Here is a 20,961-nt window from a genome sequence, read left to right as displayed (position 1 = left end):
AATTTTCAGCAGGTGGAATATGGCTCGCGCAAAACTGAAATTCCGGCTTCATCGCGCCGTGATTGTCCTTTCCTGTCTCGCACTCTTAGTGGTGCTGATGCAGGGGGCATCGTGGTTTAGCCAGAATCATCAACGGCAACGCAACCCGCAGTTTGAGGAGTTGGCCCGCACGCTGGCGCGCCAGGTGACGCTCAACGTCGCACCGTCCATGCGTACCGAAACGCCGGACGATAAGCGGATAGGCCAGGTTTTACGCCTGCTCACGGAGAACAGCCGCATTCTTGATGCTGGCGTCTATGATGAGCAAGGCAACCTGATTGCCCGCGCGGGCGAGCACGTCGACGTGCGCGACAGGCTGGCGCTGGACGGGAAAAAAGCCGGGGGCTACTTTAACCAGCAGCTTGTTGAACCTATTCAGGGGAAGAATGGCCCGCTGGGCTATCTGCGCCTGACCCTCGATACCCACACCCTGCCTACTGAAGCCAAACAGGTCGATAATACCACCAATATTCTGCGCCTGATGCTGCTGCTTTCACTCGCCATCGGCGTTGTGCTGGCGCGCACCCTGCTTCGCGGCAAGCGCTCGCGATGGCAGCAATCACCGTTCCTGCTGACCGCCAGCAGATCCGTTCCCGAAGACGAAGAGAGCGAGAAGAAAGAATAGTGATAAAGTAGGCGAACGATTCGGAAAAGGAACTTTGCCATGACGACGTTACGCCTGCTTATCTCTGACTCTTACGATCCCTGGTTTAATCTCGCGGTAGAAGAGTGCATTTTCCGCCAGATGCCTGCTACCCAGCGCGTCCTGTTTCTCTGGCGTAACGCCGATACGGTGGTCATTGGCCGTGCGCAAAACCCGTGGAAAGAGTGCAATACGCGGCGTATGGAAGAGGATAACGTCCGCCTCGCGCGCCGGAGCAGCGGCGGTGGCGCGGTCTTTCACGATCTGGGCAATACCTGCTTTACCTTTATGGCGGGAAAACCGGAATACGACAAAACCATCTCGACGTCCATCGTCCTAAACGCCCTTAACGCGCTCGGCGTGACGGCTGAAGCCTCCGGACGTAACGATCTGGTGGTCAAAACGCCCGACGGGGATCGCAAGGTGTCCGGCTCCGCCTACCGCGAAACGATGGATCGCGGGTTCCACCACGGCACCCTGCTGCTGAATGCCGATCTCAGCCGTCTGGCGAACTACCTTAATCCTGATAAGAAAAAGTTACAGGCCAAGGGCATTACGTCCGTACGCGGGCGCGTGGCAAATCTGGTGGAGCTGCTGCCGGGGATTACGCACGAGCAGATTTGCGACGCGATCCGTGAAGCGTTCTTTGAACATTACGGCGAGCGCGTGGAAGCAGAAGTGATCTCCCCAGACAAAACCCCGGATCTGCCCAACTTCGCCGACACCTTCGCCCGCCAGAGCAGCTGGGAGTGGAACTTCGGTCAGGCACCTGCGTTTTCCCATCTACTGGATGAGCGTTTTACCTGGGGCGGCGTGGAATTGCACTTTGACGTGGAGAAGGGCCACATTACCCGTACGCAGGTCTTTACGGATAGTCTCAATCCGGCACCGTTAGAGGCGCTGGCCGCTCGTCTGCAGGGCTGTTTGTATCGGGCGGATATGCTGCAGCAGGAGAGTGACGCGTTGATTGGGGATTTCCCTGAGCAGGAGAAAGAGTTAAGGGATTTGTCAGCATGGATTGCGCAGGCCGTGCGCTAGGTGCGGTCTGGTGCCCTCACCCCAGCCCTCTCCCACAGGGAGAGGGAGGGAAGAGACAGAATTACGCTTTATCGCCCAGCAGAACGGATTCCAGCGCGATTTTGATCATGTCGTTGAAGGTAGTCTGACGCTCGGCAGCGGTGGTCTGCTCGTGGGTACGGATGTGGTCAGACACGGTACAGATGGTCAGCGCTTTCGCACCAAACTCAGCCGCGACGCCGTAGATACCCGCCGCTTCCATTTCCACGCCCAGGATGCCGTATTTTTCCATCACGTCGAACATCTCGCCGCCGTCCGGGGCATAGAACAGGTCAGCAGAGAAGATGTTACCCACGCGCGCTTCAACGCCCAGCGCTTTTGCTGCGTCAACCGCATCGCGCACCATGCCGAAGTCAGCAATCGCTGCGAAGTCATGGTCTTTGAAACGCATACGGTTAACTTTGGAATCGGTGCAGGCCCCCATACCGATAACGATGTCGCGCAGCTTAACGTCCATGCGCACCGCGCCGCAGGAGCCAACGCGGATGATTTTCTTCACGCCGAAATCGGTGATCAGCTCTTTAGTGTAGATAGAGCAGGATGGGATACCCATACCGTGGCCCATAACGGAAATTTTGCGGCCTTTATAGGTACCGGTGAAGCCCAGCATGCCGCGAACGTTGTTCACTTCACGCACGTCTTCCAGGAAGGTTTCTGCAATGTGCTTCGCGCGCAGCGGGTCGCCCGGCATCAATACGACGTCAGCGAAATCACCCATTTCTGCGTTAATGTGAGGAGTTGCCATCTTCAGTTCCTTTAACATTGTTTATTCTTTTCACCCTCTCCCTGCGGGAGAGGGTCGGGGTGAGGGCATCAGACCTCACCCAACATGATTCAGAACATGGCCTTGCCATATTCCATGTCAGACGTACCAAAGTATTTGGCGATAGTCTGGCCGATGTCCGCGAAGGTTTCACGGTGCCCCAGCGAGCCCGGCTTCACTTTCGGGCCGTACACCAGCACCGGAATGTGCTCACGGGTGTGGTCGGTACCGGTCCAGGTTGGGTCACAGCCGTGGTCCGCGGTCAGGATCAGAATGTCATCTTCACCCACCAGTTCCATCAGCTCCGGCAGACGGCGGTCGAACAGTTCCAGACCGGCCGCATAGCCTGCGACGTCGCGACGGTGACCCCAGGAGGAGTCGAAGTCCACGAAGTTGGTGAAGACAATGGTCTTGTCGCCCGCTTCTTTCATCTCTTTGATGGTGGCATCGAACAGCGCATCCAGACCGGTCGCTTTGACCTTTTTGGTGATGCCGCAGTTAGCGTAGATATCCGCGATTTTACCCACGGACACCACGTGACCGTCCTTCTCTTCAACCAGCTTCTGCAGCACGGTTGGCGCCGGCGGCTCAACGGCCAGATCGTGACGGTTACCGGTACGCTGGAAGTTACCCGCTTTGTCGCCGATAAACGGACGCGCGATCACGCGCCCAATGTTGTAGCCGCCTTCGGTCAGCTCTTCACGGGCGATTTCGCACAGCTCGTAGAGTTTATCCAGGCCATACGTTTCTTCATGGCACGCAATCTGGAACACGGAGTCAGCAGAAGTGTAGAAAATCGGCTTGCCGGTTTTCATATGCTCTTCGCCGAGCTGATCCAGAATCACGGTACCGGAAGAGTGGCAGTTACCCAGGTAACCCGGCAGGTTGGCACGCTTCACCAGCTTATCGAGCAGCTCCTGCGGGAAGCTGTTCTCGTGATCGGAGAAATAGCCCCAGTCGAACAGCACCGGCACACCGGCGATTTCCCAGTGGCCAGACGGGGTGTCTTTACCGGAGGAGAGCTCGTGAGCCCAGCCGTAGGCGCCCACGACTTCCGCGTTGCCGTCCATACCGGCTGCGATTTTACCGGTAGAGCCTTCATGCGCTTTCACCAGCCCGAGGCGGGTCAGGTTAGGTAGAGTCAGAGGGCCTTTACGACCGTTGTCCGCTTCGCCTTTCGCACAGGCTTCCGCGATGTGACCCATGGTATCGGAACCCACGTCACCAAAACGTTCTGCATCTTCGGTTGCGCCGATGCCGAATGAGTCCAGCACCATAATAAATGCACGTTTCATAATTGTTCTCCGTACGTAGTGCTTCAAAAATTATCGATCAGATCAGTATACCGCTATTCGGTGATACGGCGATAGACAGTCGGTGTGGTTTCCGGTGCTTTATCGTCAAGCGTAATAGCCGCTTTCACCGCTTTAGCCGCTTCCTGCCAGCTGGCTTCATCTTTGGCGTGGATCACCGCCAGCGGACGTTGACCGTCAACGCTGTCGCCCAGACGGGCCATATCGGTAAAGCCGACGCTGTAATCAATGGTGTCCGATGCCTGACGGCGACCGCCGCCCATCGAGACCACCGCCATACCCAGCGCACGGGTGTCCATCGCAGAGACAAACCCTTCGCTATCGGCATACACCGCTTTGCTGAGCGTCGCGGTCGGCAGGTACTTCGCATAGTTTTCGACGAAATCGGTCGGGCCTTTCTGGGCTGCTACCATGCGGCCGAAAATGTCCGCCGCTTTGCCGTTATCCAGCACCGCCTGCAGTTTCGCGCGCGCTTCCGCATCGTCTTTGGCCAGCTTGCCGGAGATTAACATCTCAACGCACAGCGCCATGGTGACGTCGAACAGGCGCGGGTTACGGTATTCCCCGGTGAGGAACTGGACGGCTTCACGCACTTCGACGGCGTTACCGGCGCTGGAGGCCAGTACCTGGTTCATATCGGTGAGCAGTGCGGTAGTGCGCACGCCTGCGCCGTTGGAGACGCCAACGATCGCTTCGGCCAGCGCCTCAGAGAGTTCATAGGTTGGCATAAACGCGCCGCTGCCTACCTTCACGTCCATCACCAGCGCGTCCAGCCCTTCTGCCAGCTTCTTCGCCAGGATAGAGGCGGTGATCAGCGGGATGGAGTCAACGGTCGCGGTGATGTCGCGGGTCGCGTAGAAACGCTTGTCTGCCGGAGCAAGAGAGCTGGTCTGGCCGATAATCGCCACACCAACGTCTTTAATAATGTCGCGGAAGCGGTTGTCGTCCGGGAAGATATCGAAACCCGGGATGGCTTCCAGTTTGTCGAGCGTACCGCCGGTGTGGCCCAGGCCGCGTCCGGAGATCATCGGGATGTAACCACCACAGGCTGCCACCATTGGGCCAAGCATCAGGGAGGTCACGTCGCCCACGCCGCCGGTGGAGTGTTTATCCACAATCGGGCCGTTAAGATTGAGGCTTTTCCAGTCCAGAACGGTTCCTGAATCTCGCATCGCCATGGTCAGCGACACGCGCTCAGGCATCGACATATCGTGGAAGAAAATGGTCATCGCCAGAGCCGCAATCTGCCCTTCTGAGACGGTGTTATCACGAATGCCGTTGATGAAGAAGCGGATCTCTTCGTCGCTTAATGCATGACCATCACGTTTTTTACGAATAATTTCTTGTGCGAGAAACACGGTAACCTCCATGCGGAATCGGGGGAGTTGTGGCGGGTGGCGTTACGCTTACCCGCCCTACGATCCTGTAGGCCGGATAAGCGAAGCGTCATCCGGCGTTGTATGGCAATCAGTAGCTGCTTGCGCTCTTACCGTCGCCGTGACCCAGCGCTTTCAGCAGGCTGGCCAGCAGGCTGGAGGCGCCGAAGCGGTAGTGACGGGAATCGGCCCAGTCGGCGCCAAACAGCTCGTCGGCAATCGCCAGGAACTGCTGCGCGTCTTCCGCGGTACGCACGCCGCCCGCAGGTTTGAAACCGACGGTTTTGGACACGCCCATGTCGCGGATAACTTCCATCATGATGCGCGCGCTTTCCGGGGTCGCATTTACCGGCACTTTACCGGTAGAGGTTTTAATGAAATCCGCACCGGCTTTGATGGAGATTTCAGACGCTTTACGAATCAGCGCCTCTTCTTTCAGCTCGCCGGTTTCGATGATCACTTTAAGCAGCACGTTTGCCGCCGCACACGCGTCTTTACAGGCCTTCACCAGGTCAAAACCGACCTGCTCGTTACCGGCGATCAGCGCGCGGTAAGGGAACACTACGTCAACTTCGTCTGCACCGTAGGCAATCGCCGCGCGGGTTTCTGCCAGCGCAATCTCGATATCGTCGTTGCCGTGCGGGAAGTTAGTCACGGTTGCAATGCGCACGTCCGGGGTGCCCTGCTCTTTCAGCGTTTTACGGGCAATCGGGATAAAGCGCGGGTAGATACAAACGGCTGCGGTATTACCCACCGGCGTTTTCGCCTGATGGCACAGGGCGATGACTTTCTCATTGGTGTCGTCATCGTTCAGGGTAGTCAGGTCCATCAGTTTCAACGCGCGCAGGCTGCTTGCAGTTAAATCGGTCATAACATTCTCCAACGGCAGTGCCGTATAAATTTTACCTTGCGGGTCTGTGAGTATTCTAACATTCACCCGCATCCACACTTCGACATTCATCACAGTTAATGAAAACTGCGTACAAATTTGCATTACTGTAATGAGATCTTCTTCAAACTTTAGTGCGCAAATTGCCGACTAAAGCAGCAATACCCCCTGTGGGATCAAAAGCGCCAACAGGCAGGCTTTCTACAATCCGTTCATCATCCGCAGAACATTCAAGGAAGCGAATATGCCCCACTCCAGCCCCGACGCCCTGCAGCAACGTTGCCAGCAGATTGTGACAAGCCCGGTGTTAACCCCGGAACAAAAACGTCATTTTCTGGCGCTGGAAGCGGAAAACAACCTGCCGTATCCGGCACTTCCTGAAGCTGCGCGCGCCGCGCTGGACGAGGGGTTTATCTGTGACATGTTCGAAGGCCATGCGCCTTACAAACCCCGTTACGTTCTGCCGGATTACGCAAAATTTCTGGCTAACGGTTCAGAATGGCTGGAGCTGGAAGGGGCAAAAGATCTCGACGATGCCCTCTCGCTGTTAACCATCCTCTACCATCATGTTCCGTCCGTCACATCGATGCCGGTCTATCTCGGTCAGCTTGATGCGTTGCTGCAACCTTATGTTAGAATTCTAACACAAGAAGAGATCGATAGCCGAATAAAACGTTTCTGGCGCTATCTCGACCGTACGCTGCCGGATGCGTTTATGCACGCAAACATCGGGCCTGCTGACGGCCCCATCACCCGTGCCATTTTGCGGGCCGATGCAGAGCTGAAGCAGGTCGCGCCAAACCTGACCTTTATCTACGATCCCGATATCACCGCGGACGACTTGCTGCTTGAGGTAGCAAAAAACATATGTGAATGCAGCAAACCGCATATTTCTTATGGCCCGGTGAATGATAAAATTTTCACAAAAGGCCGTTACGGCGTGGTGAGCTGTTACAACTCCCTGCCGCTTGCAGGCGGTGGCAGCACCCTGGTGCGCCTTAACCTCAAAGCCATTGCTGAACGCAGCACATCCATTGAAGACTTCTTCACCCGCACGCTCCCGCACTACTGCCAGCAGCAAATGGCCATCATCGATGCACGCTGCGGTTTCCTGTACGAGCAATCTGGCTTCTTTGAGAATAGCTTCCTGGTGAAAGAGGGGCTGATTGATGCCGATCGGTTTGTGCCGATGTTTGGCATGTACGGCCTGGCGGAAGCGGTAAACTCGCTTTGTGAGAAAGCAGGAATAGCGGGACGCTACGGAAAAGATGAGCAGGCCAACGCGCTGGGCTATCGCATCAGCGAACAGCTTGCGGCGTTTGTCGAAAACACGCCGGTGAAGCACGCCTGGAAGCAGCGCGCGATGCTTCATGCCCAGTCGGGGATCAGCTCCGATTCGGGTACCACGCCAGGCGCGCGCCTGCCCTACGGCGACGAGCCGGATCCCATCAGCCACCTGCTGGCGGTGGCTCCCCATCACAAGCACTACTCTTCCGGGATAAGCGATATTCTGACGCTGGATGAAACGGTAAAACGCAACCCTCAGGCGGTGGTTCAGCTTTGCCTGGGCGCGTTCAGGGCCGGTATGCGTGAATTTACCGCCAACGTAGCGGGTAACGATCTGGTCCGCGTGACCGGCTATATGGTTCGCTTGTCGGATCTGGAGAAATACCGGGAAGCCGGATCGCGCACCAATACCACGTGGCTGGGGGAAGAAGCCGCACGCAATACCCGTATTCTGGAACGTCAGCCGCGCGTGATAAGCCATGAACAGCAGATGCGCTTTAGTTAGTCAGGTCATCCCTTTTTCCTGCGTGGACGGGCCGGGCAGCCGCCTGGCCCTGTTCCTGCAGGGCTGCAACCTGCGCTGTAAAACCTGCCACAACCCGTGGACGATCGGCCGCTGCAATGACTGCGGGGACTGCGTGCCCCACTGCCCGCACGACGCGCTGACCATTCAGGCCGGGCGCGTCTGGTGGCAGGAGAGCGACTGCCAGCAGTGCGACACCTGCCTGCACCTGTGCCAGCAGCAGGCCACGCCCATGGCGCACCGCTTCAGCGTGGAGGAGATCCTCACCCAGGTCCGCAAATCCGCACCGTTTATCGAAGGGATCACCGTAAGCGGCGGGGAAGCCACAACTCAATTGCCGTTTTTAGTGACGCTATTCTCTGCGATCAAAGCCGATCCCGCCCTGAATCATCTGACCTGCCTGGTCGACAGCAACGGCTTGTTAAGCGAAACCGGCTGGCAAAAGCTGCTGCCGGTACTGGATGGCGCGATGCTGGACCTGAAGGCGTGGGGGAACGAACACCACCGCTTCCTGACCGGGCGCGAAAACCCGCAGATTAAGCAGAGCATCCGCTGGCTGGCAGATCGTCGCCGTTTGACGGAGCTCCGCATGCTGGTGATTCCGGGGCAGTGTGACTATCTGGAAAACCTCAAACCGCTAACGACCTTTATCCACGGGCTTGGAAACGTGCCGGTACGCCTTAACGCGTTTCATGCGCACGGCGTATACGGTGAGGCAGCGTCATGGCGCAGCGCCACGCCGGAAGACGTTGAACCGCTGGCGCGGGCGCTGGAAAAACAGAAAATAACGGTGATCCGCCCGGCGCTTTATCTATAGCGTGATGCCAAATACCGAACGCGTATTTTCCAGCAGCGCATCGGCAATCACCTCTTCCGGCTCTTGTCGCAGTTCACACAGGGTGGTGAACACACGCGCCGCCTGTTCCGGGCGATTCGGCTGTCCCTGAAAACCGTTCAGCGGCATATCCGGCGCGTCAGTTTCCAGCAGAAGCGCCGACAGCGGCAGCTGTGCCATCACGTCACGGGTTTTACTGGCGCGCGGATAGGTGATGGTGCCACCCACACCAATTTTATAGCCCAGTTCAATGAAACGCTGCGCCTGCTGCAGGCTGCCGGAGAAACCGTGCACGACGCCCCTGCGCGGCAGATCGATGCGTTTCAGGTGCATCGCCAGCTTATCGTGCGTGCGTCTTGAGTGGAGGATCACCGGCAGATCGTGGCGCTTCGCCAGCCTGAGCTGCGCGTCGAGGATCGTCTGCTGGCGCTCAAACTGCGGATCCTCGCGATAAAGATCGAGGCCGATCTCACCGATGGCGACAAGCTTGTCGACTGCGGTCTGCACGATCTCATCAAGCCTCTCAATGTGCTCATCCCGATGCCGCTCAATCACAATCGGATGCAGGCCGAGCGCGGCATAGAGCGCGGAGTGCCGCATGGAAAGATCCAGCACGCGGGAAAAATAGGCCGCTTCCACTGAAGGAACAATGATGGCCTGAACGCCTGCCTCGGCCGCTTTCGCAATACTGTGTTCTTCATCTCCCGTAAACGGCGGGAAATCGAAGTGGCAGTGGGTATCAATAAAGCGGTGCGTCACGCCAGATCCTCGTTATCCAGTAAAGCGTCATTCGCCTGCGGAATATCCACAAGCGGCATCGTCAGGGCATCGTTAGCGACAATCGCAGGCGGCGTAATAATGCGTTTATGGCGATGAAGAGGCGGTTGCTCTGCCAGCATTTTACCCACCGTCGCCAGGAAGTAGCGTCCGCACAGCCGCCCCGTTTTGTAATCCATGCGCAGCGCAGGGACGCGGCTGCCCAGCGCCATGCTCAGCAGCGGCTTAGGCGGATAAATTTCAAAAATACGCAGCTTACCCGGCGGCTTTTCAATGAATCGCTGCATCGCGCCGTAGGTTGTTTCATGCTGCTTCGCGATGTTCACCAGCGGCTGAAGGCTGCTGTCGCCCAGCCAGCGCTCCATCCGCTTAAACCACTGCGGGGTGTAATACATTTGCGACGGCACGGTGCGGATCACCACGATGGTTTTCGCCCCGCGCCGTGCGGCTTCCTGCACCGGCACCGCATCACTGATCCCGCCGTCAAGATAGCTAATACCGTCCAGCAGGGCGCCGGTACGATAAAAGCCGGGGATCGCGCTGGAGGCGCGGATGATGTCCAGCCAGTTCTCTTTCTGAGGCGAAAAATAGCCCGGCGAATAGTCATCGCCCCGGCTGGCGCACATCCAGAACTCTTTGCCGCTATCAAACAGACGCGCGGCGGTGTCCATGGCCAGCGGCATCTGGCTGGAGGTCGACTCCAGCAGCCAGTCGAGATCGATCAGGTTGCCGCCGCGCACAAAGCGCACCGGATTAAAAAATTCTTTCGCCGTGGTATAGCGCATGATGACCTTTCGCGCGTAGCCGGGCTGGTTGCAGACATAGGCAGAGAGGTTCTGCGCCCCGGCAGACGTGCCGAAATAGAGGTCAAACGGGTTGAACTGCGCGCGCATAAATTCGTCGAGCACGCCAGCGGTGAAAATGCCGCGCTGTCCGCCACCCTCGCAGACCAGCGCGAGTTGACCTGCGCGGAACGGTTTTAACGTCAGCGGCGCAATATTGCCGAGCGTAACGGGAATTCGTTGCCCCACCTCTGCTTTCCTGTTTTGATTATTTTATAACACCACAGTAACGCACCCGACCTGTTCCGCAAATAAGAAAAAGCCAGTCACAGTGACTGGCTTTATTTTGTTGAAGGAATATTGCGTTTGCTACGGACGTCGACGTCCCGTAAACAGGCTGACCAGGAACAGAATAATACCCACAACGAAGACAATTTTAGCTGCCCATGCCGCTGTACCTGCCAGTCCACCAAAGCCCAATGCGGCGGCAATTAACGCGATAACCAGAAATATAATGCCCCAACGAAACATAAGCTTCTCCTTTACCATAGTTAATGTCGGCCGCTAAACGTGAGCGCTCAGGTCACTCACCGGCGTTTTTCCAGAGTCGTTCTTATTTCGCCCGCTGGTGTTAGCCAGACGGGCGAATGGTCGAGATTTACTTCGTTTTCAGATCGTTTTTAACGCTTTTCACACCATCAATCGCTTTCGCGATAGACTCGGCACGTTCACTTTGCGCCTGCGAATCTACCGTACCGGAAAGCTGAACCACGCCATCGGTGGTTTCCACTTTCACCTTACGGGACGGCACGATGTCATCTGCTAAAAGTTTAGCTTTGATTTCGCTGGTGGTGGCTGCATCACCGGCATAACCTTTCACCGACGCGTTTTTGCCGTCACGGACGTGCAGCTTATCGCTGACGGAGGCAACGCCTTCGACGCCTTTCGCCACTTTTACCGCCTGTTCAGCCTGAGCCTGGCTTTCGACAAAGCCGCTCAGCGTGACCACTTTCTTGTCGGTCTTAACGGAAATGTCGGTGCTCTTAATGGCTTCATCATCCACCAGTGCGGCTTTCACTTTTGCTGTGATTGAGCTGTCATCCATGAAGTTGCCGACTTTATTCATAGAGCTATCGATTTTTTGCCCTGCGTTATCGGCCGTGGATTGTGCTTTATCCATGGTGCTGCTTTCCGCCAGGGCGGAGCCGCTCACCAGAACGCTACCCAGAGTTACAGCCAGCAGAGTTTTAGAAATCTTCAGTCTTGTCATATTCATCGATCTATTCCTGTGTTGACCCGTTATTCGGGCTGCATACTTCCTTAGTAGTTTTATATATTGCGAATAAACACGCGGGCAAAATGGATAACCTAAAGTCATGCATTGAACAGTTAATTTATCCACGCCCGGTGTTAAACACTGAGTTAAATATAGATCACTCTCACAGAGCCGCTTTCAGAATTGGGCAAAAAACGCGCGAATAGCGTGAAATTGCGTTGAATTAAGAACATTCCGCAAGGGATTAATAAGACAGGAATTAAAGAAGAGCACGGCGGGAGCCGTGCTCAGAGAGGGGATTAGTGCTCGCGGGTTTTACGGAACTGAACGTCAGGGTAACGTTCCTGCGTCAGGTTCAGGTTCACCATCGTTGGCGCGATATAGGTCAGGTTATCGCCACCATCCAGCGCCAGCTGAACTTCATTCTTACGCTTAAATTCTTCGAATTTCTTCACGTCAGAACACTCAACCCAGCGCGCAGTCGCGACGTTCACTGATTCGTAAATCGCCTCCACGTTGTACTCGCTCTTCAGACGCGCAACGACCACGTCAAACTGCAGCACGCCGACCGCGCCAACGATCAGATCGTTGTTCGCGATTGGGCGGAAGACCTGCACGGCGCCCTCTTCGGAAAGCTGGACCAGGCCTTTCAGCAGCTGTTTCTGCTTCAGCGGATCGCGCAGACGAATACGACGGAACAGCTCCGGCGCGAAGTTCGGAATACCGGTGAACTTCATCATTTCGCCCTGGGTGAAGGTATCACCGATCTGGATGGTGCCGTGGTTGTGCAGCCCGATGATGTCGCCCGGATAGGCCTCTTCAACGTGCGAACGGTCACCCGCCATAAAGGTCAGCGCGTCGGAGATGACAACGTCTTTCCCGATACGCACCTGGCGCAGCTTCATGCCCTTTTCATACTTACCGGACACCACGCGCATAAAGGCCACGCGGTCACGGTGTTTCGGATCCATGTTGGCCTGAATCTTAAAGACGAAGCCGGTGAACTTCTCTTCTTTTGCTTCCACTTCACGGGTGTCGGTTTTGCGCGGCATCGGCTGCGGCGCCCACTCCACCAGGCCGTCGAGCATGTGGTCAACGCCGAAGTTACCCAGTGCGGTACCGAAGAAGACCGGGGTAATTTCGCCGCTCAGGAACAGCTCTTTGTCGAATTCGTGAGACGCGCCCTTGACCAGCTCCAGCTCGTCGCGCAGCTGCGCGGCCAGCTCTTCGCCAACCGCCGCGTCCAGATCCGGGTTGTCCAGACCTTTAACAATGCGCACTTCCTGAATGGTGTGGCCTTTACCGGTCTGGTACAGGTAAGTTTCGTCTTTATAAAGGTGATACACCCCTTTGAACAGCTTACCGCAGCCAATTGGCCAGGTGATTGGCGCACAGGCGATCTTCAGCTCGTTTTCTACTTCATCCATCAGCTCCATCGGATCGCGGATGTCACGGTCGAGCTTGTTCATAAAGGTGAGGATCGGCGTATCGCGCAGACGGGTGACTTCCATCAGCTTACGGGTCCTGTCTTCTACACCTTTCGCGGCGTCGATCACCATCAGACAGCAGTCCACTGCCGTCAGGGTACGGTAGGTATCTTCGGAGAAGTCTTCGTGGCCCGGGGTGTCCAGCAGGTTCACCAGGCAGTCGTGATACGGGAACTGCATCACGGAGGTGGTAATCGAAATACCACGCTGCTTTTCCATCTCCATCCAGTCGGATTTTGCATGCTGGCTGGAGCCACGGCCTTTCACTGTACCCGCAGTCTGGATCGCCTGTCCAAACAGCAACACCTTCTCGGTGATGGTCGTTTTACCGGCATCCGGGTGAGAGATAATGGCAAAAGTGCGGCGCTTGGCCACCTCTTGCAGATAAGGAGACAACGTCATAATTAAATCTTCTTTTATAAGCGCGGCAGCACGCCACGCATCATGGAATACAAAATTGCGGCTATTTTACCCATCAACGGGGGGCAGGCAATCATTGTTTACACAGGAGTTGCTCCAGTTCGTTCAACGACGTCACGGTCCAGGTCGGCTCGATGCCTTCAGGCTTCACGCGGCCATGCGCGTTGAGCCACACGGTCGACAGACCTGACTTGATGCCGCCCAGGATATCTGACTCTGCCGTATCACCCACCATAAGGACGCGATCGCGGTCGGGATTTCCGGCCTGCGCCAGCGCATAATCGAAAATACGCGGATCCGGCTTCGGCACGCCAACCTCTTCCGAGATCACCAGCGCGTCGAAATGATCGCGCAGGCCGGTGCGCTCAAGGCGGATCTGCTGCAGGGCGGTAAAACCGTTGGTGATGATCCCCAGTTTCACCTTGCCTTTCAACGCATTCAGCAGGGAAACCGCGCCCGGCAGCGGCGCACAGATATCGGCCATCGCGTTCAGGAACGCATCGTTCAGCGTCCCCGGACTGACCTTTAAGCGTTCCGCCCAGACGTCAAAGCGCTGGTGCTGAAGCTGTAACGCGGTGATGGCACCGTTCTGGTAATCCACCCACAGCGGCTTATTTACCGCCTGATAGTCCTGAAAATCTTCAGCGGTGAAGGTCACGCTATAGTCGAGAAACATCCGCTGCAGGCCGCCGAACGAATCAAACGTAAACAGCGTTTCGTCGGCATCAAAGAAAATCCAGTCCCATTTCATCGTTACAACCTTATATTCGTTATCCAATCGGCAGAGCCATGATAATGGCGTCTTCACGTCCCTCTGCGGTGGGGTAGTAGTTACGGCGGATTGTCGCCTCGTTAAAGCCTAAGCTTTGATAGAGCGCGATGGCGGCGACATTCGACGCGCGCACCTCCAGCCACAGGGTGAAAACGTCACGGGTTTCGAGCTCACGGATGAGGTGCTCAAGCAGTTCTCTTCCCAGCCCACGGCGCTGAAACGCGGGATCAACCGCGATATTAAACAGCGTCGCTTCATCAAGAACAACCTGCGTGATCGCGAAAGCGGCCATGGTGCCGTCAACGTCCAGGCGGTAGTTCAGATACCGTTCGCCCTGATTGCTGGCGAAAGTTTTTTCGCTCCACGGAAACGCGTGGGCGCGTGTTTCAATCGCGAACGCGGTGGACAGGTCAGGCGTCGTGAGGGAAGAAATCGTGTTCATATTCGCAGATTTGTTGCCATAGCGCGCTGCGCGCTTTTGGGTTGGCTTTCAGTTCGTCCAGCGCTGGCGAGCAGATCTGGCTCCCCTGAAGAGAGATCTCATTTGCCTCTCCGATACGCCAGCTGTTACAGCGGCTATCAGGAGGCAGCATCGCGACACGCTCTGGCGTCAGCGGTAAAACCTGGTCGGCCGTCAGCTTCAGGCTGCGAAGGACATCACCGATCAGGGGGTCATTCAGGGCAGGCAGTTCTTCTGCCACCATCACCAGACGAACGTGCGCCGGGATGGAGATGGCGATTTCGCCCTGCAACGCCGTCGGGCGACGCAAAGCCCACTGGGTAATGCCCAGCTGCTGCAACTGCCAGTCTCGTCGGGATGTCATAGGGAAAACTCCTGTCTCTCAGGCGCGCAAATATAGCAAATGTGTCGAAAGTGCGCCATCTACCTACTATAATCCCCGCCTGAGTTTATTGAGGAACAATTCATGTCTGCATTTACCCCGGCAAGTGAAGTCTTGCTGCGTCACAGTGATGATTTCGAAGAAAGCCGTATTCTGTTTGCCGGAGATATGCAGGATGACCTGCCTGCGCGTTTCGACTGTGCTGAAAGCCGTGCCCATACCCAATACTACCACCACTGGCAGGTGCTGAGCCGCCAGATGGGCGAGCGCGCGCGCTTTAGCCTGGTGGCAGAGCAGAGCGATATTGCCGAATGCGATACGCTGATCTACTACTGGCCGAAGAATAAACCTGAGGCCCAGTTCCAGCTGATGAACCTGCTCTCCCTGCTGCCGGTCGGCTGCGATATTTTCGTGGTCGGTGAAAACCGCAGCGGCGTGCGTAGCGCTGAACAGATGCTGGAAGGCTACGCGCCGTTGAATAAAGTCGACAGCGCTCGCCGCTGTGGTCTCTACCATGGCCGTCTGGAAAAACAGACAACGTTTGATGCGCAGGCTTACTGGGACGAGTACCAGCTTGACGGCCTGACCATCAAAACCCTGCCGGGCGTGTTCAGCCGCGACGCGCTGGATACGGGTAGCAAGCTGTTGCTCTCCACCCTGACGCCGCACACCAAAGGCAAAGTGCTGGACGTAGGATGCGGTGCGGGCGTGCTCTCTACCGTGCTCGCCAGCCATTCACCAAAAGTGCGCTTAACCCTGTGTGACGTGAGCGCTCCGGCGGTAGAAGCCAGCCGCGCAACGCTTGCCGCAAACGGTATTGAAGGCGAGGTGATTGCCAGCAACGTCTTCTCCGACGTCACCGGTCGCTTCGACATGATCATCTCTAACCCGCCGTTCCACGACGGTATGGAGACCAGCCTGGAAGCCGCGCAAACGCTGATCCGTGGCGCGGTCCGTCACCTCAACAGCGGCGGTGAGCTGCGTATTGTCGCGAACGCCTTCCTGGCGTACCCGAAAGTGCTTGACGAAACCTTCGGTTTCCACGAAGTGATCGCCCAGACCGGCCGCTTTAAGGTCTACCGTACCGTGATGACGCGTCAGGCCAAAAAGTAATCTCCACTCATGCAGGCCGGATAAGTGCAAGCACCATCCGGCTCCGCATGGCGCCTGCATCGGCCATTTTTGCAGCAATCAAGGCGTCGCGCGCACTTTTCTGTTGACGTAAAGCTGAAAACATCTAGAATGCGCCTCCGTGGTTACGATACTTTTACAGTATCGATGGTATGCGAAGGTGGCGGAATTGGTAGACGCGCTAGCTTCAGGTGTTAGTGTCCTTACGGATGTGGGGGTTCGAGTCCCCCCCCTCGCACCATAAATCACAATGATATTGCTCGCACTGGGCGAAGGTGGCGGAATTGGTAGACGCGCTAGCTTCAGGTGTTAGTGTCCTTACGGATGTGGGGGTTCGAGTCCCCCCCCTCGCACCAACGAGGCGATATCAACAATAGTAAGATGACTGTGCGAAGGTGGCGGAATTGGTAGACGCGCTAGCTTCAGGTGTTAGTGTCCTTAGGATGTGGGGGTTCGAGTCCCCCCCCTCGCACCAATTATCTTACATCCCTTCTGTAGTTCCTCTTCTTTTCCCTGTTATTTCAAGCTCATCAGTATCACCAGAATTCCACTGACCAGTGCTACACATGATGGTAGTAAAACAAAGTGGCGCAGTTGCTTATGCCAGATCATGCCTGACGTGACTAACAGTCCTGACACAATGATCGCTTTCCATGTATCAAGGGAGAGATCGGCAAACGTCAACCCGCCGAGAATGGCTCCCGGTAGCAATACCCCCCAACCACTGCCAAGCGCCCTGTTCAACATGCTCTGCCCTCTCAAAGCGATAATGATAACCAATATCATATGACACGGATTATCATTTGTCAGCTGAATGAATCAAAATCCATCGTCCTTTACCTTTCCCGTAATGACAGGAATTGCCTAAGGTGATAAATTGCACACCTGTTAACAACATCTAAAGATTTTCTGATAATTACTCTTTGAGTTTTTTTCATATTTTATTGCGATACAGCACCTACTTATTTGTTTTAATTAAATTTTAATAAAAACGCACGACTATGACATCACAATCCTGGCGGTCTTTGGTTCACAGAAAATATCAATTGTCGTTACGTTTATTTTTATTTCTGAACGCAACCTCGGCAGTGTTCTCGGTAACAAATCCGCTCAATTCTGTACGCCTGTTATCAGCCCCACTTATTGCTATTTTCTCCATCAGCACCGGCCTGTTCGTCTGGCACTGGAGAAAGCGCGCGCGGAAGATAAATATTCCTGTTGTTTCAGGGATATTCGGTATTTTGTGGGCCTGGCAAATTGTGTCTAAATTCGCCTTAATTACCCACGATCACGCGACGTATTTGTTAATCGCCCTATTAACGGTGCTTTTTATCGGAACGCTGGCATTCGCCAGTAATATCAAAGCCTTTACGCTGCACTCACTGCCTACGTTTATTGTCTGCCTGTGGTTAAGCGATCACGATATATGGCTGAGAATGACCTATTCTTTCGCACTTCCTGTGGTGGCAATTGCTATTCATAACATTTTGCAAACACGTAACGACCGTTTTGCTCAGGAGCTGCTCTCACGTCTTCTGGAAGAGCGAGAAACCCTTACCGATCTCAGCATGATGGACCCGCTTACCGGGCTTTATAATCGTCGCGGTCTGCAAAGCCGTCTGGAGAATCTGCCGACGGTTGAAAATGGCGAGCATTTTGTCCTGCTGATGGATATCGATCACTTCAAAGCCTATAACGACCATTATGGCCACATGATGGGCGACCAGGCGCTGAAGCGTGTCTCTGCGGCAATCCGCGACGCCGTGCGTTCTCGCGATATTGTGGCGCGTTTTGGCGGGGAAGAGTTTATGGTGCTGTTGACGAATATTTCTCTCGAACATGCTCGCCAGACGGCCGAGCGGATCCGTCAGAAAGTCTACGATTTGAAAATCCCGCATCTGTTTAACGAGAGCGTAGCGACAAACGTCACCATCAGCATTGGTATTGCCATTTTCGAGGATGAAGACGTAGAAGGCGCGCTGGAAAAAGCGGACAAAGCCCTCTATGAAGCCAAGCATATGGGGCGCAATAACATTCTGCTGAGTGAAGAGCTGCAGACGGCTTAAACATCACGACGATGTCACCCGGACAAAAGTCTTGCCATTGGTATAAGCAATAGTTAGGATTGGCAATCATTATCATTTAGATTTCTATCTATACTATGGCTACGCATACCGCACACATCGTCGAACCACTCCTCTGGCGAGCGCCCCTCACCAGCGGGAATGTTTCGCTTGCGGATGCCGTACGGGATAAGATTGCGGAGACGCGCGCCCACCTGCTGGACTTCATCCGGCTTGATGAAGCGCACCCGAATCACGCCATGACGCTCTCAGAGTGGCGTCACCCGACAAAACTGCAGTCTCTGCTGGCTACCTATTCCGACCATATCTATCGCAATCAGCCCACCCTTACGCGGGAAAATAAACCCCTGCTCTCTCTATGGGCGCAGTGGTATATCGGGCTGATGGTGCCCCCCCTCATGCTGGCGCTGTTAACCCAGAAGAGCATGCTGGAACTCTCGCCGGATAATTTCCACGTCGAGTTCCACGAAACCGGGCGTGCGGCCTGTTTCTGGATTGATCTCCACGAAGACCAGAACGCTGAACGCCTGACGGCTCAGGAACGTATGGAGCAGCTTATCATCCAGGCCCTGATCCCGGTGGTGGAAGTGCTTGAAGCGACGGGAGAGATTAACGCAAAGCTTATCTGGAGCAATACGGGCTATTTAATCCACTGGTATTTAACGGAAATGAAGCCTCTGCTTGGTGATGAGAATGTTGATGCCCTGCGTCAGTCCTGTTTCTTTGCAAAACAGCTTTCCGATGGCCGTGACAACCCGCTATTCCGCACCGTCGTGCTCCGTGATGGGCTTCTGGTTCGCCGCACCTGCTGCCAGCGCTATCGCCTGCCGGACGTTAAGCAGTGTGGGGACTGTACGCTGAAGTAGAGCAGTGAATTGCCCGGTGGCGCTTTGCTTACCGGGCCTACAAAACCGGGCCCGGCCTAAACCCTCTCACACAAGGAGAGGGAATAACCACTAAAAACGGCAACATGCGTTGCCGTTTTGTTTTTACCTATGCCACCTGCTGATTGTCCTCTTCCGCGTTACGCTGCGCTTCTTCCGCTTCCTGCTCCAGCAGCTGTTTCTCGTATACTTTGAAGAACGGGAAGTAGATGATTGCCGATACGCAGGCAAGAACCACAACCAGAATAGCCGCGCGGAAATCCCAGCCCAGAGCCCACGCTGCACCTATTGGCGCCGGTGCTGTCCAGGGGACTACTGAGATGACGCGTCCAATCAGGTCAAACGTCATCGCCGCCCAGGCCAGCACGGCATTTACCATCGGTGCCAGCAGGAACGGAATAAAGAACACCGGGTTCATCACAATCGGCGTACCGAAAATGACAGGTTCATTGATGTTAAAGAAGCTGGGTACCACGCTCAAACGCCCGATAGAGCGTAAATGCGCTGAACGGCTACGCAGATAGCAAATCACCAGCCCCATCGTGGCGCCCGACCCGCCAATCACGATAAAGAACGTCCAGAACGCCTCCATAAAAATATGCGGCAGAGGCTGGCTGGCGGCCAGAGCGGTCTGGTTCGCGCCGAGGTTCGTGAGCCAGAACATCTGAAGCATCCCGGAGACGATGGCGGCTCCGTGGATCCCGGCGAACCACAGCAGATGACCAATCAACACGGCCAGCAGGATCGCAGGCAGGGAATCCGCTGCGGAAACAAGAGGTTTAAAGACCGACATAATGGCCTGCGGGATCAGCATGCCGAACTGAGACTGAATGACCAGGCTCAGAGGGTAAAGCGTCAAGACTACCACCAGCACAGGGATGAGCAGATCAAAAGAGTTTTTGATCATCGGAGGTACTTGGTCTGGCAGGCGAATACCGATGTTGTGCGCCTTGAGGAAACGCATCATCTCAACGCAGTAGATCGCCACCAGAATCGCGGTAAAAATCCCCGTTCCACCCAGGCTGTCGACAGGCAGCGTGCCTTTGGTTTTCGGTGCCGCGACCAGCAGAAATGCCATCAGCGACAGCATGGCGCACATAAACGGGTCTAACTGGTGCGATTTGACATAGTGTTTGCCAAGGTTATAGGCAATGGCCGCACAGATATAAATGGACATAATGCCCATCGTCATATCAAACGGCGTCAGGATCTGACCTTCAAACTGCTTCGCCATATCCAGCCAGGCGCGGGCGAAACTCCAGGTGGTATCAGGCGAAAATGGCGGGTATGCGAACACTAACAAAAATGAACCCACAATCATGAATGGCATCGCGGAGATGAACCCATCACGAATGGCCATCACATGACGCTGGGAAGAGATCCGCCCGGCAATCGGGCTGACGTAATTTTCAACAAAACGGAATATTAGGTTAAACGCAGCATGGTTGGCAGACATGGCAGATCTCCTGTCAGACGTTTGTTACGGGCACATTTGCGCCGCACGTTGTTCCATAAATCACCTTCACAACCTTGCTGGCTTGTGTACCAGTAGTACTGCTAAGACGGAATGGTTTCATAATTTGCTCTTATTATTAGATACAGGGGACGTTACGTACTCAGTATTAATCGACGCATCACGCTCTGCAACCGGTTACTGTAACCGGTTTCCGTGATTGTGAAGAGGATCCAGAAATCAGCCGTTCGGTATATTTGTTACTGAAGAGATATTTACAGAGCATAAATTCTTATGACAGATTACGC

General features: G+C 55.3%; 21 protein-coding genes and 3 tRNA genes. 10 read left to right on the top strand and 14 right to left on the bottom strand.

Going from position 1 to position 20,961, the window contains the following annotated elements; all coding sequences use genetic code 11:
* Positions 1-19 precede the first annotated feature (19 nt).
* Together UR504_RS14880 and lplA are read left to right on the top strand one after the other, a co-directional pair.
* On the top strand, positions 20-664 hold the full coding sequence (locus UR504_RS14880) for a YtjB family periplasmic protein (protein ID WP_115876488.1): 645 nt from the start codon (positions 20-22) through the stop codon (positions 662-664).
* Between the two features lie 39 nt (positions 665-703).
* The gene (gene lplA, locus UR504_RS14875; protein WP_127729562.1) at positions 704-1,720 is read left to right on the top strand and encodes a lipoate--protein ligase LplA; all 1,017 of its coding nucleotides are present in this window, start codon (positions 704-706) and stop codon (positions 1,718-1,720) included.
* Positions 1,721-1,781: 61 nt separating this feature from the next.
* Here lplA and deoD read toward each other — a convergent pair whose 3' ends face one another.
* From deoD to deoC, 4 genes are all read right to left on the bottom strand, one after another.
* The gene (deoD, locus tag UR504_RS14870) at positions 1,782-2,504 is read right to left on the bottom strand and encodes a purine-nucleoside phosphorylase (RefSeq protein ID WP_032643987.1); all 723 of its coding nucleotides are present in this window, start codon (positions 2,502-2,504) and stop codon (positions 1,782-1,784) included.
* Positions 2,505-2,593: 89 nt separating this feature from the next.
* Positions 2,594-3,817 carry a phosphopentomutase gene (deoB, locus tag UR504_RS14865; protein ID WP_032660800.1) on the bottom strand — a complete coding sequence of 408 codons (1,224 nt, stop codon included), beginning with the start codon at positions 3,815-3,817 and terminating at the stop codon, positions 2,594-2,596.
* A gap of 53 nt (positions 3,818-3,870) precedes the next feature.
* Positions 3,871-5,193: a thymidine phosphorylase gene (deoA, locus tag UR504_RS14860; protein ID WP_047651601.1), complete on the bottom strand. Its 1,323-nt coding sequence runs from the start codon at positions 5,191-5,193 to the stop codon at positions 3,871-3,873.
* 109 nt (positions 5,194-5,302) lie between these two features.
* Positions 5,303-6,082 (bottom strand): deoxyribose-phosphate aldolase, encoded by a 780-nt coding sequence (deoC, locus tag UR504_RS14855; RefSeq protein WP_003856543.1) that lies wholly within the window; start codon positions 6,080-6,082, stop codon positions 5,303-5,305.
* 262 nt (positions 6,083-6,344) lie between these two features.
* Between deoC and UR504_RS14850 the strand changes: the two genes are divergently transcribed.
* The gene (locus UR504_RS14850; RefSeq protein ID WP_302235701.1) at positions 6,345-7,892 is read left to right on the top strand and encodes a YjjI family glycine radical enzyme; all 1,548 of its coding nucleotides are present in this window, start codon (positions 6,345-6,347) and stop codon (positions 7,890-7,892) included.
* The gene (locus tag UR504_RS14845) at positions 7,867-8,727 is read left to right on the top strand and encodes a YjjW family glycine radical enzyme activase (RefSeq protein WP_302235700.1); all 861 of its coding nucleotides are present in this window, start codon (positions 7,867-7,869) and stop codon (positions 8,725-8,727) included. The genes UR504_RS14850 and UR504_RS14845 overlap by 26 nt, the downstream gene beginning before the upstream one ends.
* Here UR504_RS14845 and UR504_RS14840 read toward each other — a convergent pair.
* The 8 genes from UR504_RS14840 to UR504_RS14805 all read right to left on the bottom strand — a co-directional run bounded on the left by UR504_RS14840 (position 8,722) and on the right by UR504_RS14805 (position 15,083).
* Positions 8,722-9,504, bottom strand: a complete 783-nt coding sequence (locus UR504_RS14840) for a TatD family hydrolase (RefSeq protein ID WP_115876499.1) — start codon at positions 9,502-9,504, stop codon at positions 8,722-8,724. The genes UR504_RS14845 and UR504_RS14840 overlap by 6 nt on opposite strands.
* Positions 9,501-10,553 (bottom strand): patatin family protein, encoded by a 1,053-nt coding sequence (locus UR504_RS14835; protein ID WP_024908268.1) that lies wholly within the window; start codon positions 10,551-10,553, stop codon positions 9,501-9,503. The genes UR504_RS14840 and UR504_RS14835 overlap by 4 nt, the downstream gene beginning before the upstream one ends.
* Before the next feature lie 120 nt (positions 10,554-10,673).
* The gene (locus UR504_RS14830; protein ID WP_003856556.1) at positions 10,674-10,835 is read right to left on the bottom strand and encodes a DUF1328 domain-containing protein; all 162 of its coding nucleotides are present in this window, start codon (positions 10,833-10,835) and stop codon (positions 10,674-10,676) included.
* A 127-nt stretch (positions 10,836-10,962) separates the two neighbouring features.
* Complete coding sequence (gene osmY, locus UR504_RS14825; RefSeq protein ID WP_039260909.1) at positions 10,963-11,580, bottom strand: molecular chaperone OsmY; 618 nt, start codon at positions 11,578-11,580, stop codon at positions 10,963-10,965.
* A 299-nt stretch (positions 11,581-11,879) separates the two neighbouring features.
* Entirely contained in the window at positions 11,880-13,469 is a 1,590-nt protein-coding gene (gene prfC, locus UR504_RS14820; RefSeq protein WP_008502076.1) for a peptide chain release factor 3, read from the bottom strand.
* 91 nt (positions 13,470-13,560) lie between these two features.
* Complete coding sequence (gene yjjG, locus UR504_RS14815; protein ID WP_271368903.1) at positions 13,561-14,238, bottom strand: pyrimidine 5'-nucleotidase; 678 nt, start codon at positions 14,236-14,238, stop codon at positions 13,561-13,563.
* Between the two features lie 19 nt (positions 14,239-14,257).
* The gene (gene rimI / locus UR504_RS14810; protein WP_111964094.1) at positions 14,258-14,701 is read right to left on the bottom strand and encodes a ribosomal protein S18-alanine N-acetyltransferase; all 444 of its coding nucleotides are present in this window, start codon (positions 14,699-14,701) and stop codon (positions 14,258-14,260) included.
* Positions 14,670-15,083 (bottom strand): DNA polymerase III subunit psi, encoded by a 414-nt coding sequence (locus UR504_RS14805; protein ID WP_008502079.1) that lies wholly within the window; start codon positions 15,081-15,083, stop codon positions 14,670-14,672. Before UR504_RS14805 ends, rimI begins: the two co-directional genes overlap by 32 nt.
* Before the next feature lie 102 nt (positions 15,084-15,185).
* Between UR504_RS14805 and rsmC the strand changes: the two genes are divergently transcribed.
* The 4 genes from rsmC to UR504_RS14785 all read left to right on the top strand — a co-directional run bounded on the left by rsmC (position 15,186) and on the right by UR504_RS14785 (position 16,707).
* Positions 15,186-16,214: a 16S rRNA (guanine(1207)-N(2))-methyltransferase RsmC gene (gene rsmC, locus UR504_RS14800; protein ID WP_271368906.1), complete on the top strand. Its 1,029-nt coding sequence runs from the start codon at positions 15,186-15,188 to the stop codon at positions 16,212-16,214.
* A 172-nt stretch (positions 16,215-16,386) separates the two neighbouring features.
* Positions 16,387-16,473: transfer RNA gene (locus UR504_RS14795), tRNA-Leu, on the top strand.
* 28 nt (positions 16,474-16,501) lie between these two features.
* Positions 16,502-16,588: transfer RNA gene (locus tag UR504_RS14790), tRNA-Leu, on the top strand.
* Between the two features lie 33 nt (positions 16,589-16,621).
* A tRNA-Leu gene (locus UR504_RS14785) sits at positions 16,622-16,707 on the top strand.
* Positions 16,708-16,748: 41 nt separating this feature from the next.
* Here UR504_RS14785 and UR504_RS14780 read toward each other — a convergent pair.
* On the bottom strand, positions 16,749-17,018 hold the full coding sequence (locus UR504_RS14780) for a DUF1435 domain-containing protein (protein WP_206529377.1): 270 nt from the start codon (positions 17,016-17,018) through the stop codon (positions 16,749-16,751).
* Between the two features lie 215 nt (positions 17,019-17,233).
* On the opposite strand from UR504_RS14780, the gene UR504_RS14775 reads away from it, so the two are divergent.
* Positions 17,234-18,298: a GGDEF domain-containing protein gene (locus tag UR504_RS14775; protein ID WP_029740020.1), complete on the top strand. Its 1,065-nt coding sequence runs from the start codon at positions 17,234-17,236 to the stop codon at positions 18,296-18,298.
* 95 nt (positions 18,299-18,393) lie between these two features.
* On the top strand, positions 18,394-19,182 hold the full coding sequence (gene fhuF / locus UR504_RS14770) for a siderophore-iron reductase FhuF (RefSeq protein ID WP_127729542.1): 789 nt from the start codon (positions 18,394-18,396) through the stop codon (positions 19,180-19,182).
* A 127-nt stretch (positions 19,183-19,309) separates the two neighbouring features.
* On the opposite strand, the gene UR504_RS14765 is transcribed toward fhuF, so the two are convergent.
* Positions 19,310-20,656, bottom strand: coding sequence for a PTS sugar transporter subunit IIC (locus UR504_RS14765; protein ID WP_115876505.1), 1,347 nt, complete (start codon positions 20,654-20,656; stop codon positions 19,310-19,312).
* Between the last annotated feature and the right edge of the window lie 305 nt (positions 20,657-20,961).

Source organism: Enterobacter sp. 241F3, assembly GCF_034106785.1.
Taxonomy (GTDB): domain Bacteria; phylum Pseudomonadota; class Gammaproteobacteria; order Enterobacterales; family Enterobacteriaceae; genus Enterobacter; species Enterobacter vonholyi.
This window is presented reverse-complemented; position numbering and strand designations above follow the sequence as displayed.